This window comes from Ruegeria sp. C8, assembly GCF_056537565.1.
Genome location: NZ_JBQFRV010000005.1, coordinates 154,238 through 170,954, shown reverse-complemented (window position 1 = coordinate 170,954; position 16,717 = coordinate 154,238). Strand labels below are relative to the sequence as shown.

Genomic DNA, 16,717 nt, shown 5'->3' with positions numbered 1-16,717 from the left:
ATGCTTGAAGGACTTCTGATCGGCCTGCAAACGGCATTCTCAATCCAAAACCTGCTGATGGTCATCGCCGGCTGCCTGATCGGCACTTTCATTGGCATGTTGCCGGGCCTCGGCCCGATGTCGATCATCGCTATCATGATCCCGGTCGCAATTTCGATGGGCGATCCGTCGGCGGCGTTGATCCTGCTGGCAGGCGTCTACTACGGCGCGATTTTCGGCGGCTCGACCTCCTCAATCCTGCTGAACGCACCGGGGGTTGCGGGCACCGTGGCCTCAAGTTTCGATGGCTACCCGATGGCGCGGCAAGGCAAGGCAGGTAAGGCGCTGACCATCGCGGCCATCGCCAGTTTCGCGGGTGGCACATTGGGCGCCATTCTATTGATGGTGTTCGCACCCGCGCTTTCTTCGGTCGCGCTGCTGTTCCACTCGGCCGAGTACTTCGCCCTTATGGTCGTGGGCCTATCCGCTATCGCGGCCTTTGCGGGGTCAGGTCAGGTCGCCAAAGCCATGATCATGACAATCCTCGGCCTGATCATGGCAACCGTCGGCGAAGGCGCTTTGTTCAACCTGCCGCGCTTCACCATGGGGATCATGGACCTTCAGTCCGGCTTTGGCTTCATTACGCTGGCTATGGCGATGTTCGCCCTGCCCGAGGCGCTGTTTCTCGTCTTGAAACCCAAAGACCTGAAAGGCGACGACGGAGAAATCAAGGACCTCCGCATCACCAAGGACGAAGCGAAAGCCATCGCGCCCGTGATCGGTCGCCAATCCGTGCAAGGTTTCTTCATCGGCGTCCTACCGGGTGCGGGGGCGACAATTGCCAGCTTCCTTGGCTACGCGGTCGAACGCAATATTGCACCGAAGCAGGAACAGGAAGAGTTTGGCAAAGGCTCGATCAAAGGTCTGGCCGCACCGGAATCTGCCAACAACGCGGCCTGTACCGGGTCATTCGTGCCCCTGCTAACGCTGGGCATCCCGGGGTCGGGCACAACGGCCATCCTGCTGGGTGCTCTGATCGCGCTGAACGTGACACCCGGCCCGCGCCTGATGGTGGATGAGCCGCAGATTTTCTGGGCCGTCATCATGTCGATGTTCATCGGCAACCTGGTGCTGCTGATCCTGAACCTGCCGCTGATCCCCTACATCGCCAAAGTGCTGGCCGTACCGCGCAACTTCTTGATCCCGTTCATCCTGTTCTTCACCCTGATGGGCGCCTATATCGGCCAGAACAACGCGACCGAGCTACTGCTCCTCGTCGGTTTCGGCATCTGCGCCACCGCATTGAAATTCGCGGACTACCCCCTCGCCCCGCTTCTGATCGGGTTCATCCTTGGAGGAATGATGGAGGACAACTTTGCCCGCTCGATGCAGCTCTATGACGGTATCGCTTTCATCTGGGAACGCCCGATGACCCTAGGCCTGCTGGTGATCGCCGTCCTTCTGGTTCTGCTGCCAAGCTACCGCGCTCGCCGTGCGCGGGCACGGGCCGCGGGGATTGCGGATGGGGACTGACCCTCTGGCCGGCATCCGCGTTCTAGATCTGACGAACGTGCTTGCCGGCCCCTATTGCTGCTACCAGCTCGCATTGATGGGCGCCGAGGTGATCAAGGTCGAACGCCCCGGCTCGGGCGATCTTGCCCGGGTGTTGGGCGCCGATCCTGAGCGCAATAAGGCGGGCATGGGGATCAGTTTTCTGGCGCAGAATGCCGCGAAGAAATCCGTCACGCTGGACATGAAATCCGACCGGGGCAAGGCGCTGCTGAAACGTCTGGTTCACTCGGCGGATGTATTGGTCGAGAATTTCAGGCCCGGCGTTATGGATCGATTGGGTCTGGGCTATGAAACCCTGAAAGCTGAAAACCCGCGACTAATCTACTGCGCGATCAGTGGCTTTGGGCAGAACGGACCCCGCCGCGATGATCCCGCTTATGACCAGATCGTTCAAGGGGTCAGCGGTGTCATGTCGATCACCGGCGCGCCAGATACGGCGCCCTACCGCGTTGGCTACCCACTGGCGGATACGGTCGGTGGCCTGACCGCAGCATTCGCCATCTCATCCGCCCTGAACGCGACCCCACGTGGCGCGTTTCTGGATGTTGCTATGACCGAGGCGGTGATTTCTACGATGGGTTGGGTCGTCTCGAACCACCTGATCGGTGGCGTTACGCCTGCCGCGCATGGGAACGAAAACACAACCTCGGCCCCCTCGGGCACCTTTGCTACTGCAGACAGTCCGATCAACATTGCCGCCAACCGCGATGAACAATGGCAGGCGCTTGCTCAGCATCTGGGCCGGGACGACCTGCTGGACGATCCAGCCTACACAACACGAGAGGATCGCAAGACCAACCGTCACGCCTTGCGCGCGGAATTGGAGCACACGCTGACCACGCGACCGGCAAAGGAATGGGTTCGAGAGTTGAATGATATTGGAGTGCCCACCGGGCAGGTTCTAACCGTCTCCGATGCGCTCGACGACCCGCAATTATCTGGGCGGGGTTTGATCGGTACGCTGGACATTCACGGTGAAGACCTACAGCTCGCTGGCAGCCCTATTGTCATGGACGGCTCGCGCAAACATCCTGGGACTGCACCGCCGGAATTGGGCGCAGACAATTCCGCAATCTGGTCTGAACTCGGGCTGTCGCAGGATGAGATCGACGCCTTGAAAAAGGAGGGCATCATATGAGCGATGTATCCGATTGGTGGCAAACCTCGATCATCGACATGGAGCCTGGCCGGATACACCTGCGCGGAGAGCCAATCCAGGATTTGATCGGCAATCTGGGTTTCGCCGAAATGATCTGGTTCATGCTGCGTAGCGAGAAACCGACCGAAGCCAAAGCCCGTTTGTTCGAAGCGGCTTTGGTCGCGGCCGTTGATCATGGCCCGCAAGCGCCCTCAATCGCTGCCGCCAGAATGGCCGTGACCTGCGGACTGCCCCTGAACAACGCGATGGCCAGCGCGGTCAACATGCTGGGCGATGTGCATGGCGGGGCCGGAGAGCAGGCGGTGCAGCTCTATCACTTTGTTGCAGGGCATTCGGGCGATTTGGGGCAAGCGTTGGACGACTGGATCACCACTCACGGAAAGATCCTGCCGGGCTTTGGCCATCGCTTTCACACCCCGACCGATCCGCGCGCCCCGCGCCTGATGGCGCTGGTCGCCGAAGCCGTCGATCAAGGGGCATGCAGCGGTGATTTCATGCGGATCGGGCAGGCGATTGAAGACGAGCTGGCCCATCGCAAAGGCAAACCCGTCCCCATGAATATCGATGGCGCGACGGCCGTGATCTATGCCGAATTAGGCTTTGCCCCACCCTTGGCGCGCGGGTTGTTTTGCTTGTCCCGTTCTGTCGGCATCCTGACTCACGCATGGGAGCAGATGGAGCAAGGTGGCCGCAACAAGGGACCAACCCCGCCCGCTTATCGCTGGACTTATGTGGACCCCAAAACCAAGACCTAAACGCCCAGTCCTTCGGTCGACAGATCATCAAGTCGCGGCATTAAGTGCAATAGTTCCTTGGCGTAGTCCGTCTGCGGGTTGGCGAACAGGGCATCGGTCTCTTGGATCTCGACCATCTGCCCTGCCTTCATCACGGCAACGCGGTCGCACATCTGCCGCACGACCGGCAGATCGTGGCTGATGAACAGCATCGTCAGGCCCAGATGCTCTTGCAGGTCCTTCAGGATGTTCAGGATCTGCGCCTGGATCGAGACGTCTAGCGCACTGGTCGGCTCATCGCAGATCAGGAACCGAGGCTGCGTCGCCAAGGCGCGCGCGATGGAGATACGCTGACGCTGCCCGCCCGAGAACTCATGCGGGTATTTCAGGCCCGCTTCCGAACCCAGCCCAACCTGATCCAACAACTCATCCACCCGACGCTTGACATCTGAACCGCTCATGAGTCGGTGATGGCGGATCGGTTCTGCCACGATCTCGTCCACGCGCATTCTGGGGTTTAGCGAGGAATAGGGATCCTGAAAGATCATCTGGATGTTCTTGCGGTATGCGTCCTGCACTGCTTTGTCGCCCAGATCGCTTACCAACTGCCCGTCAAACGTGATCGAGCCGCCATCGATCGGGTACAATCCTGCAATCATCCGCGCCACAGTGGACTTGCCTGAGCCGGACTCACCAACCACGCCGAAAACTTCGCCCGCACGGATATCAAAGCTCACATCATCGACAGCGGTGAAATAGGTCCGATCCCAAGGCAAAAGACCGCGCCGTTGCAGGAAGCGTTTGGTCAGGTTGCGAATTTCGAACACGGGCTTGGACGTGTCATTGTCCACTTTCGGCCAATGGCGCGCCATATCCTCGATCGCAAAGCGCGTCTCACGCCCGCCATAGCTGATCTGAGGGAACCGGTGCAGCTTGAGCGTCGGCCGTGGCACCGCCGCGATCAGCGACCGCGTGTATTCATGTTGCGGCTGCCCCATCACCTGCGCGGTTGTTCCGGTTTCGACAACCTTGCCAGCATACATGACGGTCACGCGGTCGGTCGTATCGGCAATGACGCCCATGTCATGGGTGATCAGAATAACACCGACCTGCCGTTCCCGCGCCAATTCCTTGATCAGGTCCAGAATCTGCGCCTGAACCGAGACATCCAATGCCGTGGTCGGCTCATCCGCGATGATCACATCCGGTTCGGTACACAGCGCTAAGGCGATCACAACCCGTTGGCGCATCCCGCCCGAGAATTGGTGCGGATATTGGTCCAAGCGCGTATCGGGGTCCGGGATACCCACCCGGTCAATCAGATCTCGGGCGCGTTGATTGGCCTCTGCGTCGGTGCACCCCAGATGGGCCAGAATGGTTTCGGTCAGCTGCTCTCGGACCGTGAACAAAGGGTTCAGCGAGGTCAGCGGGTCCTGAAAGATCATTGAGATCTTCTTGCCGCGCAGGCCGCGCATCGCCTCGGCGTCAAGGCCGCTGATCTGCTCGCCGCCCAGCTTGATCTGGCCGCTTGCGATCCGTCCAGGGCGTTCCAGCAGCCCCATGACAGCCGCACCGATAGTGGATTTGCCTGCACCAGATTCGCCCACCAAACCGTGGATTTCACCCGGCTTGACGGACAGGTTTGCATGATCCACCGCAGTGAACAGCTTGCGGCGGGTCGGGAATTCGACGGTGAGGTCTTGGATGGTCAGAAGGCTCATGAAATCACCGTAGTTTTGGGTTCAGCGCATCGCGCAGCCAGTCGCCCAGCAGGTTCACGGACAGGGCGAGGGCCAGAAGGGTGCAGGCAGGGAAGAACAGAATCCACCACTCTCCCGAGAACAGGAACCCCTGCCCGATACGGATCAGCGTTCCCAGCGAAGGTTGGGTCGGAGGCGCGCCGACACCAAGGAAGCTCAGCGTCGCCTCAGCGATGATGGCCAGCGCCAGCGAGATCGTCGCGATGACTAGAACCGGGCTGAGGACATTAGGCAGGATATGACGGAACATGATCGGGATCGAACCGCGACCGATCAGCCGCGCCGCCTGCACGTATTCCTTGTTCTTCTCGACCAGCGCCGCCCCGCGGACGACGCGCGCAAACTGCACCCAGTCTGACAAGGCGATGGCGATGATCAAAACGTAGATTGCCATCTCATCGCGATATTCAGGCGGGGTCACGCCCTTGGCAATGCCGAAGATCAGCATGGCGACCAGAATGGCCGGAAAGGTCAGTTGAACGTCGGCGATCCGCATGATCAGCGTTTCGACCCAGCCGCCAAAATAGGCCGCGACCAGCCCCAGAACGACTCCGATGATCAGGGCCAACAATACGGCGGCAGCCCCCACGAACAAGGAAATGCGCAGCCCGTAGAGGATGGTCGAGAACACATCTCGGCCCTGATCGTCCGTGCCTAGCAGAAAGGTCTCCTGCGTAAACGCATTTGGTGTGCCCGGCGGAGTGAAGCCGTTCATCAGGTTCAACGTGGCCGGGTCGAACGGATTGTAAGGCGCGATCAAGGGCGCGAAAATGGCGCAAAACACAAGGATCAGCACAACGGCCGAGGCGATGACAGCCACGGGCGAATGCCGGAAGGACCATGCGAAATCGCTGTCCCACGCTTTGGCAAAGCGCGATTTGGAGGCGGGTTGCGGGGTTTCGATCGTATCGGTCATGTGGCCCTCGCGTCGACACGCAGGCGCGGGTCAATGGCATAGTAGAGAAGATCGACGATCAGGTTGATCGTCACGAACATGACCGAGATCAGCATCAGATAGGCGGCCATGACGGGTATATCGACGAATTGGATCGCGTTGATGAACAGCAGTCCAACACCGGGCCACTGGAACACGGTCTCGGTGATGATGGCGAAGGCGATGATCGAGCCCAGTTGCAAACCTGTGATCGTAATCACCGGCACCAACGTGTTTTTCAGCGCGTGGCGGAAGTTGATCACCCTGTCCGACAGCCCTCGGGCGCGGGCGAAACGGACGTAGTCGGCGCGCAGGACCTCAAGCATCTCGGACCGCACCAGACGCATGATCAGGGTCATCTGATACAGGCCCAGCGTAATCGCGGGCAGGATCAGTGCCTTGAGGCCCGAGGTGGTCAGAAACCCGGTTGACCAGCCCCCGATCATGACCGTCTCACCCCTGCCGAAACTGGGTAAGAGGTCAAGTTCGACCGAGAATATGTAGATCAGCAATATCCCGATCAGGAAGGTGGGCAGAGAGACCCCGATCAGACTGACCGTCATGATGATATTCGCCGCAACCCCTTGTCGTCGGATCGCGGTGAAGACGCCCAACGCGATGCCCATGGTGATGGCGAGGAAGCCTGACACGAAGGCCAGCTCCAGCGTCGCGGGCGCACGTTCGGCGATGATGGCCGAGACCGGACGGCCCTGACGGTAGGACACGCCGAAATTGCCCTGAACCGCGCCTTGCAGGAACTTGGCGTATTGCACGACAAATGGCTGATCGAGGCCCAGTTCCGTCCTCAGCCGGTCGATATCGGCCTGTGTGCGTTCCTGACCCAGCATGTTGTCGATCGGATCGCCGACAAAACGAAACATCGAGAACGCGACCAGACCCACGACCAGCAAAACGATCACGGATTGGAACATCCTTCGAACAATATATGCGAACATTCAGAATCCCCGGTTGATCGGCCTGTCTAGGCCGCGTCTGACCAAATGGTCAAGATACCGCTAACGAAACAGGGACCAGAACGACCCGGCCCCTTGAACCGCGTTGTCAGTTTACGGTCACCCACCGTAGGATGAAGAAGTTGTCCGGCCGTTGGGTCAACTCGATATTGCTGCGCGTCCCCCAGACCAGAGGCTGCACATACATCGGAACATAGACCTGTTCATCCTGAATGATGCTGGTGACCTCGTCCAACATGGCCTGACGCGTGCCTTCATCCAGTTCGGATTGAATCTGCGGCAGAAGTTCATCGACACGTGCGTTCGAGAAGCCGCCGAAATTCCAGCTGCCCAGCTTTTTTTCTTCGTTTGGGGTCGCGACCAGAAAACGCACGGGGTGTTCGGCGTCGAACGTGCCCGGGCTCCAGCCCAGCAGGTACATGTCATAATTGTCTTCGCGCAGCTCGGGCCAGTAGTTGCGCACCGGCATCGCGTCCAGCTCAGCCGTTAGGCCGATCTGTGCGAGCATGCTGACAATCGCCTGACAGACGGCCTCGTCATTCAGATAGCGGTCATTGGGGCATTTCAGGCCGAACGAAAACCCATCCGCATATCCGGCCTCGGCCAGCAAGGCCTTTGCGGCCTCGACATCATAGGCGGGGCGCTCTGCATTGGCCGCCGAGTAACCGCTCATCGCCGGGCTTACGAGTTGCGACGCCGCCTCGGCATTGCCGCGCATGATCGTGGCAAGGATGGCGTCGACATTCACCGCATGCGCCACTGCCTGACGCACACGTGCATCCCGGAACGGGTTGGGTTTACCAGCATCGTCAGTGTATTTCAGAGCCTCAGCCTGATGATCAAAGCCGAGCATGATCACGCGGGCCTCGATCCCCTGAATGACCTCGACCTCATCATTGCCCTGAAGGCGCGCCACGTCCTGAATCGGAACGGGCTCAATCATATCGACATCGCCGGAAAGCAAGGCCGCGACAGCGGTGGCAGAGTTCTGGATCGGGTTAAATTCGGCGCGGGTAGTGTTGTGCTCGGCTTCACCCCACCAACCGTCAAAAGGTTCCAGAACGGTGCGCAGACCGGGCTCACGCGCGGTGATCTGAAACGCGCCGGTGCCGTTGGTATTTAGTGTCGCGTAGTTCCCGGTTTCCTTGTCGGGCAGAGCGGCATCATTGGCCTCAGCCCAGCCCTGATCCACGATCATCCAGTTTGCAATGGACGACGGGAAAAGCGGGTTGGGCGCGGTGGTCATGAAATCGACGGTATAGTCATCGACCACTTTTACCTCGCTGATCGGTGCAAACCAGCTGCGGGTATCCGAGACCTCATCCGAGGCGCGTTGATAGCTGAACAGAACATCCTGCGCGTCGAATGTGCTGCCATCGTGGAACGTCACGCCCTCGCGCAGGGTGAACCGCCAGCCTTCGCCGTCTCCAATCGGTTCCCAACTAGTGGCCAAAGCGGGCTCGACGCTCATGTCCTTGCCGCGGCGGACCAGTCCTTCGTAGACATTGTTGAGGAACCCAAGAACAGCGGCCGAGTTGACGGCATGCGGGTCCATGGTCTGTGGATCGGTGGTCGAGGCCCATTTGAACTCGGCTGCCTGAGCGGCGCTTGCGGCTAAAAAGGCCAAACCGATGGCCGTTGCCTTGAAGGTCATGGCGATACCTCTCTGTTTTGGGTGAACAGTCGTGAAACACCAAAAGACAGGGCGCTGATCCGCGCCCTGCCCTGTCTTGCACCCTGAACCTTAGTTCATGGTGAAGTATTTGATCTTCGGCGAATCTTCCGGCTCAACAATTGTGCCGACATTTGACTTCATACCCCAGTTCAGCACTTGATGGTGGATCGGGATATACAGCTGATCGTCTTGCACAACTTGCCAGATCTCGGCGATCTGGGCGTCGCGCTTCGGAAGGTCCGTTTCAGAGGCCAGCCCCTGGATCTTGGCGTCCAACTCTGGGTTGTTGTAGCGGGTCGCATTCCACGAGCCGTATTTCTCACCCTTGGTGTGAACCAGGAAGTTGAAGATATACTCGGAGTCGTAGGTCGGAACGCCCCAGCCCAGCATGTAGAAGTCGGTCTCAAGGTTCGAGAGCAGCGGGAAATGCTGCGCCTTGGGTTTGGCATCCAGATTCACCGTGACACCAATCTGCGCCAGCATGCCAACGGCAGCCTGACAGATCGCTTCGTCGTTGACATAGCGGTCGTTGGGGCAGTTCAGCGTGATCGAGAACCCATCTGGATACCCAGCCTCGGCCATCAGCGCCTTGGCGCCTTCGATATCGGTCGTGGAGGAACTGTCCATGCCCTCATCCCAACCGTTCACGAAAGGCGGTGCAATCATGCCAGCAGGGGCCGACTGGCCGCGCATAACGACCTGCTTGATGGCATCCCGGTTAATGGCCTTGGACATCGCCTGACGCACGCGTACGTCTGCCAGCGGGTTCTTCCCGTCCACATTGTCCGAACCCAGATCGGCATCCCCCATGTTCATGCCGAAGAAGATCACCCGGTTCTGAGGCGCAGTCCGTACGTCCAGACCATCGGTATCCGCAACGCGGGCCAGATCCTGAACGGGGACGTCCTGAATGAAGTCGACCTCACCCGATAGCAATGCAGCAACTCGGGTCGCGGCGTTCTGGATCGGGGTATAGATGATCTCGGTCACTTCCAGGGGGAACTCATCCTTGCCCCAGTAGTTCTCGTTCGCGGTCAGAACGGTCTTCACATCGGGTTCACGGCTGACCAGCTTGTACGGGCCAGTACCGTTGGCGTTCTTGGCGGCGAATGTGTCCTCGCCTCCTTCATAGTCCTGCACCTTGACGGCGTTGTTCGCCTCGGCCCAGCCTTTGTCCATCATGAACATGTTGGTCAGGTTGTTGGGCATGATCGGGTTCGGGCCATCGGTTTCGATCTCAACCGTGTATTTGTCCGGCGCGCGTACCTCTTTGACCGAGGCGAGCAACTCTTTGTAGTCGGAATCCGGCGTCATCGCGCGGTTCAGCGAAAACACGACGTCTTCACTGTCGAACTCGGCACCGTCATGGAAGGTCACGCCTTCACGCAGCTTGAACACCCAGACATTCGGGTTTTCTTCGGACGGAGCCCATTCGGTCGCCAGCGACGGTACAAGCGCCCCGGAATGGTCGCGCATCACCAGCGTTTCCATGATCTGATGCGCCATGGCTGAGGTCGGACCCTCGTTCTGCGCATGCGGGTCCATCGTCAGCGAGTCGCCCGCGCGTGCCCAGCGCAGCGTTTCCGCAGAGGCAGCACCAGCCAAAAGGGCCATGGCACTGGCTGCGACCAGCAAGTGTTTCACTTTCATTGTAATCTCCCCAATTCTTTTTAACCCGCACGGATGGCGGGTGATCGACGAAGCGCGATCAACGTGCCCTTGATAATCCAAATCATTCTGAAACTTGCAATGCCTAATTGGATTGCTGGACCCGACGAGAACCTGCCAGATTTTAGCCACTTGGCCGGATTTCGCTGGTTCTGTGACGATCGAGTTGCATACCCTTTCTCTTTCTTCGAGACTCGGTTCGCGGTAAAAAAAACGTAGCCGCATCAGGCTGGACATCGTGTCGGGGACATTGATTTGAAACAGACAAACCGCAAACCGCCCAACCCGAGGCGAGAGCTTCAGAGCGTGCGCAACCAGAGCGTATCGTTTCTGGGTGTCGCGTTTCTATTCAGCATCTTCGTCAACCTGCTGATGCTGACCGGGCCGCTGTTCATGCTTCAGGTCTATGACCGGGTTCTCAGTTCGCGCTCGGTCGAGACACTTACGGCGCTGTTTCTGCTGGTTGGGCTGCTCTACGGCCTGATGGCCATGCTGGACTATGCGCGCGGCCGGATCGTGGCGCGGTTCGGGGCCAAGTTCCAATCCTCGCTGGACGAGAGGGTTTTTGACGGAACCATCCGGCGCGCACTGTATCCACAGGTGCGTTCCGCCCCGGCAACGGCCTTGCGCGATCTGGAGGCCGTGCGGTCGCTTTGCGCCTCGCCCGTATTCCTCGCCGTTATGGATATTCCCTGGACGCCCGTTTTCCTGGCCGCGATCTTCCTGTTTCACCCGCTGCTCGGCTGGCTGGCGGTTGCTGGTGGGTCCTTGCTGATCGTCATCGCATTGCTCAACCAGATCTTGACCAAACAGAAGGTCGCCGAGGCGCAGGTTGCCTCAGGCCGGGCCAATGCTTTTGCGGAACAAGCACGGCAAGCCGCCGAAGTTGTACGGTCGCAAGGCATGCAAGGCGACGTTGCACAGCGCTGGCTATCACAGCGCAGCAACGCCTTGTCGCAGAGCATCTCGGCCAGCGACTGGACCGGTAGTTTCACGTCTTTGACCAAATCGCTGCGCCTGTTCCTGCAATCCGCGATGCTAGCGCTTGGCGCTTGGCTGGTGTTGCGCAACGAGATGACAGCCGGGGCCATGATCGCAGGTTCGATCTTGCTGGGCCGCGCTTTGGCACCCGTGGAAATGGTGGTGGGACAATGGGGGCTGATCGAAAACGCGCGAACCGCGTGGTCTCGTCTTGGCACCTTCCTCGATGAAACTCCGCCCGAGCAGAACAAGACCAAGCTGCCCGTGCCCGAGGCGCGTCTCGTCGCGAAAAGTCTGACGGTCATTCCGCCCGGCGTTCAAAAGCCAACCCTGCGCAATGCCTCACTGATCTTGGAACCCGGCAAGGCGCTGGGTGTAATCGGTAAAAGTGGCTCGGGCAAGACGACCCTGGCCAAGGCGCTTTTGGGTCTGTTGACCCCCGCAGCGGGCGAGATTCGCTTGGGTGGCGCGACATTGGATCAATATGCAGCAGATGATCTGGGCCACTACATTGGCTATCTGCCGCAGCAGGTCACGCTGTTCAACGGAACAGTGACAGAGAACATCGCCCGGATGTCGCAACAACCCGATGACGCCGCCGTTGTCGCCGCCGCTAAGAAGGCCAACGCACATGAGCTGATTATGTCTTTGGAGAAGGGTTACGACACCTTTCTAGAAGGCAATGACAGCCAGTTGTCCGGCGGTCAGAAACAACGGATCGCGCTTGCCCGGGCGCTATATGGTGATCCTGTTCTGCTGATCCTGGACGAACCGAACTCGGCCCTGGATGCCGACGGCACTGAAGCGCTGAACCGCGCGGTGCGCAGCCTCAAGAAAAGTGGCAAGGCCGCGATTATCATGACGCACCGCCCGCAAGCGATTTCGGAATGTGATGACCTGATTGTGGTCGAGAAAGGCCAGATCGTCAAAGCAGGCAGCCGGGACGAGGTTCTGGGTTCGATGGTCCAGAATGCCGGTGCGATCAAACGACACCTCAATAAAGTGGGTGAGAAATGAGCAACCCTCCTGCGCGCCGCAGTTGGCGCATAACCTTCCCCGCAACTGTGGGCTTTTTTGCGCTGCTCATCCTTGTTGTGGGCATCGGCATCTGGAGCGTTCGAACCCAACTGGCCGGTGCGATCATCTCACAAGGCGTGATCGAGGTGCAAAGCAACCGTCAGGTGGTAGAGCATCCCGATGGCGGGGTCGTCGGTGAGATTTTTGTGCGCGATGGGGATCTGGTGGAAAGCGGTGAACTTCTGCTGCGTCTGGATGATACGTTTCTGGCTTCGGAAAAGACTGTGGTCGAGACGCAATTGTTCGAACTGCTCAGCCGTCAGGCCCGGCTGGAAGCGGAACGCGATGGCGCCACCTCCGAGGAGTTGGCAGCAAAACTGCGCGAGGTTCAAGATCGGGAATCTATCAGTCCCAACCTCATCGCTGGTCAGCAGCGCTTGTTTGACGCCCGCGCAGAAACTCTGGCGCAGAAAACCGAACAGTTAAATCGGCAAAAGACCCAAATCGAAAGCGAGATTGACGGTACGCAAGCACAACTGACCGCAGCGCGCGCACAGGTTGAGCTAATCAGTGAAGAATTGAAGGATCAGGAAAACCTGCTGGAGCGCGGCCTGACACAAGCCAGCCGTGTTTCTGCCCTGCAACGGGAAGAGGCCAACCTGACCGGTGCCATCGGGCGGCTCGAGGCGACCATCGCCCGGCTCAAAGGGCAGATCGCCTCGACCGAAATCCAGATATTGGAGCTGAACGCGGCCCGCCGGGAAGAAGCGATCACAACGCTGCGTGACGCACAGACGCGCATCGCCGAGCTTGCTGAACGACGCCTCTCGCTGACCGAGCGCCTTTCGCGTCTGGATATTCGCGCGCCCGTTTCTGGAACCGTTTATGACAGTCAGGTTTTCGCCCTGCAGTCGGTCATCCAACCGGCTGAACAGATGATGTATGTGGTGCCTCAGGATACGCCGCTTCTAGTGGCAGCCAAGGTCGATGCGATCCATGTGGACCAGCTGTTTCGTGGGCAAGAGGTCGCCCTGCGCTTTCCCAGTTTCAACCAGCGGGAAACCCCGGAACTGGATGGCCATGTCATCAATGTCTCGGCGGACACATTCACCGATGAAGGCACAGGCTTTACCTTCTACCGGGCCGAGCTGGTCCCTGATGACGGTCAGCTGGATCGCCTGAACGGGCAAACTTTGCTGCCGGGCATGCCGGTGGAGGCCATGATCAAAACAGACGAGCGCACTCCGCTGTCCTACCTGACCAAACCGCTGACCGACTATTTCACGCGGGCGTTCCGGGAGTAACACATCGCGCCTGGGGCAACCTGTCCCAGTGTCGCGACTTGCAATACCTATCGATTTAGTATACCGCCGCATACAAAGAGCATATCCGGGCGTCAGACCCATGTCTGAGACCGGGACCTCAAGCACCTTCTAACGCCAATACGTCGGGATAGCCATGAGCCTGTATACTGATTACCTTGCCGAGATCGAAACACGCAAAGAGCAGGGGTTGAACCCCAAACCCGTCGATGACGGTGCCCTGACAAAAGAGATCATTGACCAGATCCGCGACCCTCAGAACGAACATCGCGCGGACTCGCTGCATTTCTTCATCTACAACACCCTGCCCGGCACAACCAGCGCCGCGGGTGAGAAGGCGGCGTTTCTGAAAGAGATCATTCTGGGTCAGGCCGATGTCGAAGAAATCTCGCAGGATTTCGCGTTCGACCTGCTATCGCACATGAAAGGCGGCCCCTCGGTCAAGGTTCTGCTGGATCTGGCTTTGGGTGACGATGTAGCGATTGCGGGCAAGGCGGCTGAGGTGCTGAAGACTCAGGTCTTCCTGTATGACGCGGATACCGACCGGCTGAAAGCTGCGCTCGATGCTGGCAATGCCGTCGCGAAAGACATCCTTGAAAGCTACGCCAAGGCCGAGTTCTTCACCAAACTGCCTGACATCGACGAAGAGATCGAAGTCGTCACTTATGTCGCCGCCGAGGGTGACATCTCGACCGACCTGCTGTCGCCCGGCAATCAGGCACACTCGCGCGCGGACCGCGAATTGCACGGTAAATGCCTTATCTCCGAGACCGCGCAACAAGAGATCGAAGCGCTGAAGCTGAAGCATCCCGGCAAGCGCGTCATGCTGATCGCTGAAAAAGGCACCATGGGTGTGGGATCGTCCCGTATGTCGGGTGTGAACAACGTGGCCCTGTGGACCGGCAAACAAGCCAGCCCCTATGTGCCCTTCGTCAACTACGCTCCCATCGTGGCTGGCACCAACGGCATTTCGCCGATCTTCCTGACCACAGTCGGCGTAACCGGCGGCATCGGACTGGACCTGAAGAACTGGGTCAAAAAGGTGGATGAGGATGGCAACGCAATCCTGAACAATGACGGCAACCCGATCCTGGAAGAAAAGTACTCGGTTGCCACTGGCACGGTTCTGAAGATCAACACCAAAGACCACAAACTGCTGAGCGAAGACGGGGAAGAGCTAGTCGACGTGAACTCGTCCTTCACGCCGCAAAAAGTTGAATTCATGAAGGCAGGCGGTTCCTACGCCATCGTTTTCGGTAAGAAACTGCAGACATTCGCGGCCGAAGCACTGGGTGTAGCGGCACCGCTGGTCTTTGCTCCGTCGAAAGAAATCAGCCACGAGGGCCAGGGCCTGACCGCGGTTGAAAAGATCTTCAACAAGAACGCCGTTGGGACCACACCCGGCAAGACCCTGCATGCCGGATCGGACGTGCGCGTCAAGGTCAACATTGTCGGCTCACAGGACACAACCGGCCTGATGACCATGCAAGAGCTTGAGTCGATGGCGGCAACTGTTGTCTCACCCATCGTCGATGGGGCGTATCAGTCCGGCTGTCACACGGCCTCCGTGTGGGATGCGAAGGCGCAAGCCAACACCCCCCGCCTGATGAAGTTCATGAATGACTTCGGCCTCGTTACCGGGCGTGACCCGAAGGGCGTCTACCATTCGATGACCGACGTGATCCACAAGGTGTTGAACGACATCACCGTGGATGACTGGTCGGTCATCATCGGCGGCGACAGCCACACTCGTATGTCCAAAGGCGTGGCCTTCGGGGCCGACTCGGGCACTGTTGCTTTGGCGCTTGCCACAGGTGAGGCCTCGATGCCGATCCCTGAATCGGTCAAGGTGACCTTCAAGGGCACGATGGCCGAGCATATGGATTTCCGCGATGTCGTACATGCCACCCAAGCACAGATGTTGGAACAGCATGGCGACAACGTGTTCCAGGGCCGTGTGATCGAAGTTCACATCGGCACGCTGCTGGCCGACCAGGCCTTTACATTCACTGACTGGACGGCTGAGATGAAGGCTAAGGCTTCGGTCTGTATTTCGAATGACGAGACCTTGATCGGTTCGCTGGAACTGGCCAAGTCGCGCATCCAGATCATGATCGACAAAGGCATGGAGCATGAGAACGGCATGCTGCAAAAGCTGATCAAAATCGCCGATGCGCGCATTGCCGAAATCAAGTCGGGCGAAAAGCCAGCGCTGCGCCCCGATGACAACGCGAAATACTTCGCCGAGGTAGTCGTCGATCTGGACCAGATCGTTGAACCGATGATCGCCGACCCGGATGTCAACAACGCCGACGTCTCGAAACGCTATACCCACGACACAATCCGCCCGATCTCGTACTACAATGCCGAAAAGCATGTGGATCTGGGCTTTGTCGGCTCGTGCATGGTGCATAAGGGCGACATCAAGATCGTGGCCCAGATGCTGAAAAACCTTGAAAAGGAAACCGGCAAGGTCGAGTTCCAGGCCCCGCTGGTCGTCGCAGCTCCGACCTACAACATCATCGACGAGTTGAAGGAAGAAGGCGACTGGGAAGTACTTGAAAAATACTCGGGCTTCGAATTCGACGACCTTTTCCCGAAGGAAAAGGCGCGGACCGAGTACGAGAACATCCTGTATCTCGAACGTCCCGGCTGTAACCTGTGCATGGGCAACCAGGAAAAGGCCGCCAAGGGCGACACGGTTCTGGCCACCTCGACCCGCCTGTTCCAGGGCCGCGTTGTGGCAGATGCGCCGGACAAGAAAGGTGAATCGCTGCTGGCCTCGACCCCGGTTGTTGTCCTGTCGGCCATTCTGGGTCGGACGCCGACGATCGAGGAATACAAAGCCTCGGTTGAAGGGATCGACCTGACCAAGTTCGCCCCGCCGGTTGCGAAAAACCCGGCCACTCAATCGGCGCATTTCTAACGCCGCATTTGACACG

11 protein-coding genes are annotated in these 16,717 nt (G+C 58.9%); 6 read left to right on the top strand and 5 right to left on the bottom strand.

Features of this window, described 5'->3' with window-relative positions:
- The 3 genes from ACR0KL_RS09050 to ACR0KL_RS09040 are packed head-to-tail and all read left to right on the top strand — an operon-like array spanning position 1 to position 3,465.
- Positions 1–1,512: a tripartite tricarboxylate transporter permease gene (locus ACR0KL_RS09050; protein WP_170471470.1), complete on the top strand. Its 1,512-nt coding sequence runs from the start codon at positions 1–3 to the stop codon at positions 1,510–1,512.
- Complete coding sequence (locus tag ACR0KL_RS09045; protein WP_170638181.1) at positions 1,502–2,689, top strand: CoA transferase; 1,188 nt, start codon at positions 1,502–1,504, stop codon at positions 2,687–2,689. The genes ACR0KL_RS09050 and ACR0KL_RS09045 overlap by 11 nt, the downstream gene beginning before the upstream one ends.
- Positions 2,686–3,465 carry a citryl-CoA lyase gene (locus tag ACR0KL_RS09040; protein WP_170666140.1) on the top strand — a complete coding sequence of 260 codons (780 nt, stop codon included), beginning with the start codon at positions 2,686–2,688 and terminating at the stop codon, positions 3,463–3,465. The genes ACR0KL_RS09045 and ACR0KL_RS09040 overlap by 4 nt, the downstream gene beginning before the upstream one ends.
- Here ACR0KL_RS09040 and ACR0KL_RS09035 read toward each other — a convergent pair.
- The 5 genes from ACR0KL_RS09035 to ACR0KL_RS09015 all read right to left on the bottom strand — a co-directional run bounded on the left by ACR0KL_RS09035 (position 3,462) and on the right by ACR0KL_RS09015 (position 10,437).
- Complete coding sequence (locus ACR0KL_RS09035) at positions 3,462–5,165, bottom strand: ABC transporter ATP-binding protein (protein ID WP_170678065.1); 1,704 nt, start codon at positions 5,163–5,165, stop codon at positions 3,462–3,464. The genes ACR0KL_RS09040 and ACR0KL_RS09035 overlap by 4 nt on opposite strands.
- A gap of 4 nt (positions 5,166–5,169) precedes the next feature.
- Positions 5,170–6,120 carry an ABC transporter permease gene (locus ACR0KL_RS09030; protein ID WP_170471477.1) on the bottom strand — a complete coding sequence of 317 codons (951 nt, stop codon included), beginning with the start codon at positions 6,118–6,120 and terminating at the stop codon, positions 5,170–5,172.
- Positions 6,117–7,094 carry an ABC transporter permease gene (locus ACR0KL_RS09025; protein WP_170678067.1) on the bottom strand — a complete coding sequence of 326 codons (978 nt, stop codon included), beginning with the start codon at positions 7,092–7,094 and terminating at the stop codon, positions 6,117–6,119. The genes ACR0KL_RS09030 and ACR0KL_RS09025 overlap by 4 nt, the downstream gene beginning before the upstream one ends.
- 106 nt (positions 7,095–7,200) lie before the next feature.
- Positions 7,201–8,766, bottom strand: a complete 1,566-nt coding sequence (locus tag ACR0KL_RS09020) for an ABC transporter substrate-binding protein (RefSeq protein WP_480776900.1) — start codon at positions 8,764–8,766, stop codon at positions 7,201–7,203.
- 90 nt (positions 8,767–8,856) lie between these two features.
- Positions 8,857–10,437 carry an ABC transporter substrate-binding protein gene (locus tag ACR0KL_RS09015; protein ID WP_480776899.1) on the bottom strand — a complete coding sequence of 527 codons (1,581 nt, stop codon included), beginning with the start codon at positions 10,435–10,437 and terminating at the stop codon, positions 8,857–8,859.
- A gap of 273 nt (positions 10,438–10,710) precedes the next feature.
- Between ACR0KL_RS09015 and ACR0KL_RS09010 the strand changes: the two genes are divergently transcribed.
- The 3 genes from ACR0KL_RS09010 to ACR0KL_RS09000 all read left to right on the top strand — a co-directional run bounded on the left by ACR0KL_RS09010 (position 10,711) and on the right by ACR0KL_RS09000 (position 16,701).
- Complete coding sequence (locus ACR0KL_RS09010) at positions 10,711–12,453, top strand: type I secretion system permease/ATPase (protein ID WP_170678073.1); 1,743 nt, start codon at positions 10,711–10,713, stop codon at positions 12,451–12,453.
- A complete protein-coding gene (locus tag ACR0KL_RS09005; RefSeq protein ID WP_170678075.1) occupies positions 12,450–13,757 on the top strand; it encodes an HlyD family type I secretion periplasmic adaptor subunit in 1,308 nt (435 codons plus the stop codon). Before ACR0KL_RS09010 ends, ACR0KL_RS09005 begins: the two co-directional genes overlap by 4 nt.
- Positions 13,758–13,911: 154 nt before the next feature.
- A complete protein-coding gene (locus tag ACR0KL_RS09000) occupies positions 13,912–16,701 on the top strand; it encodes a bifunctional aconitate hydratase 2/2-methylisocitrate dehydratase (protein WP_480776898.1) in 2,790 nt (929 codons plus the stop codon).
- The last annotated feature ends 16 nt before the right edge of the window (positions 16,702–16,717 follow it).